Source organism: Pelovirga sp. (assembly GCF_059864205.1).
In genome coordinates this window covers 1-2,328 of sequence record NZ_JCBCBS010000071.1, presented here as the reverse complement: position 1 = coordinate 2,328, position 2,328 = coordinate 1, and the positions used below count along the sequence as shown (strand labels likewise).

Annotated in this window: 1 protein-coding gene; it reads left to right on the top strand. The window is 53.9% G+C overall.

Annotated features, from left to right (window positions below):
• Positions 1-1,978: NAD-glutamate dehydrogenase domain-containing protein (locus tag AC6F7T_RS04040; protein ID WP_500716711.1), on the top strand; the 1,978-nt coding region annotated here is incomplete at its 5' end.
• Positions 1,979-2,328: the final 350 nt, after the last annotated feature.

Below are 2,328 nucleotides of genomic sequence, written 5' to 3'. Positions count from 1 at the left end.
CGGTTATGACCATAAGAAATTAGGTATTACCGCGCGTGGCGCCTGGGAGAGTGTCAAACGTCTGTTCCGGGAGATGGGACAGGATATTCAGACTGAGCCCTTTACCGTGGTCGGCATCGGCGATATGAGTGGTGACGTGTTCGGCAATGGCATGCTGTTATCAAAGCAGATCCGTCTGCTGGCAGCCTTTGATCACCGTCATATCTTTCTTGACCCGAATCCTGATCCGCAAACCTCCTGGCAGGAACGCCGGCGGCTGTTCAATCTGCCACGTTCAACCTGGGAGGACTACAACAGTGAACTGATCTCTGCCGGTGGCGGCGTTTATTCACGACAACTCAAGGAGATTCCCCTGTCCCCGCAGGTTGCCAAATGGCTCGGTGTTCGTCAGAGCAGTATAGATGTGCCCGGTTTGATTAAATTACTGCTGACCGCGCCGGTTGATCTGTTGTGGAACGGTGGTATCGGCACCTATATCAAGGCCTCTACCCAGAACCATGAAGAAGCCGGTGATCGTGCCAACGATGGATTGCGCGCGGATGGCCTTGAGGTGCGTGCCAAAGTGATCGGCGAGGGGGGGAATCTCGGGTTGACCCAGGCTGGGCGGATCGAGTTTGCCCTTAATGGCGGTCGGGTAAATACCGATGCCATCGATAACTCCGGTGGCGTTGACAGCTCTGATCACGAGGTCAACCTGAAGATATTGTTGCGCCTGTTGCGCCAGGAGCGCAAAGTCAAGTCGCTTAAAGACGGCTATGCCCTGCTGGCGGAGATTGAAGAAACCGTTTGTCAGGATGTGCTTGCCAACAATTACACCCAGACCTTGTCTATCTCTCTGGATGAGTTGCGCATTGAAAAGGATGTCGAGCCGCACCTTGAACTGATCGACCGGCTCAGCCGTTCAGGCTTGCTTGACCGCCGTGGAGAAGGGCTGCCAAGTCGTAAAGATGTGGCATTGCGGCAACCCAACCGCTTAACCCGCCCGGAACTGGCGGTACTGCTGGCCTACAGCAAGATGTTCCTCTATCGGGGTCTGCTTGAGGCGGAATTGCCGGATAACAAGGTAGTAAAACAGCTGCTCTTTGATTATTTTCCGGCAGAAATTGGTGAGCGCTATGCTGAACAGCTGCCACGTCATCCGCTGGCGCGTGAAATTATCGCGACCATGCTCACCAACCGCGTGGTTGATCAGGCCGGCAGCGCCTTTTTGCAGACTGTCAGTCGTTTGACCGGGCGTTCGCAAGTCAGCGTCGCCAATGCCTATCTGACCTTTGACAGCCTGCTCAGCGGCACAGAGCTGCGCCGCGCGGTATATGCCTGCGATAATCAGATGGCGGCAGCACGCCAATATGAGCTGCTGCTGCGCCTTGAAAATATTCTGGCCACCTTCTGTGTGTTTGCTCTTGGCTACGGCATGGCGATCCCGTCAACCACCAGCGATCTCGAACGGATCAGTGCTCAGCTTCAGGACTACGCCGGCTTGTTGCCCAAGGTTCTGCCGGCCGCTGTCTGGCAGGACTGTCGGCAACGTAAAAGCACGCTGCAGAATGAAGGGTTGAATCCCGACATCGCCTACAAATTTTCGGTGCTGGATAACCTGGTCGATTTTCTGCCGTTGTTGTGTATGGTTGACAGCTCCGGTCAGAGTCTTGATGTCCTGGCACAGATCAAGGTGCTGGTGGATCAACAGGTCAACATTGATATGCTGCTGGCGCAACTGGCGAAAGTGCCGGTACGTGACAGTTGGGATCGCCAGGCGCGTGAATCTTTAATCAGTAGTCTTCACGCTGTCAATGTCAAACTGGTGTATCAGGTGGCAACGGAATCAGCAGAGCAACCTGAAGCCTTTTTCATCCAGCGGCGTGCCAAGCTGCGCTTCTTTGATGCCGCCCGCCAATCGTTGATTGCCGAGGAACCGCAAAACTTTCATCCGTTTTCGGTGCTGCTGCATAATCTCGAGGGGCTGGTAAAATCCTGATTTTAAGCCCCTGGTGCCGGCTGCCGGCTGGTTGTCGGACAGGGGCTCCAGGGGAAAAGATGATGGACAGCTTTTTCCCCTCTGTGTTATATCCGATGCGTTTTACAGGGTTTTTAAACCGTCCAGGAACTAAATCCTCCGCTGTTTGCGCTGCAGTCATTCATTTGCCTGCTGTATTGGTTCGGTTGTTGTTATAATATTTGTTTATTCACTTCGCTCCAGCTATAACAGTTAGAAGATCGCGACCGATGCGACTTGCTAATAATCTGGATCCTGCGACTTCGCGCAGGATGACACAGAAGGACGTTGATGGAAAAAAACGGGTGTCATTCTGCGCGGAGCGAGGCGTA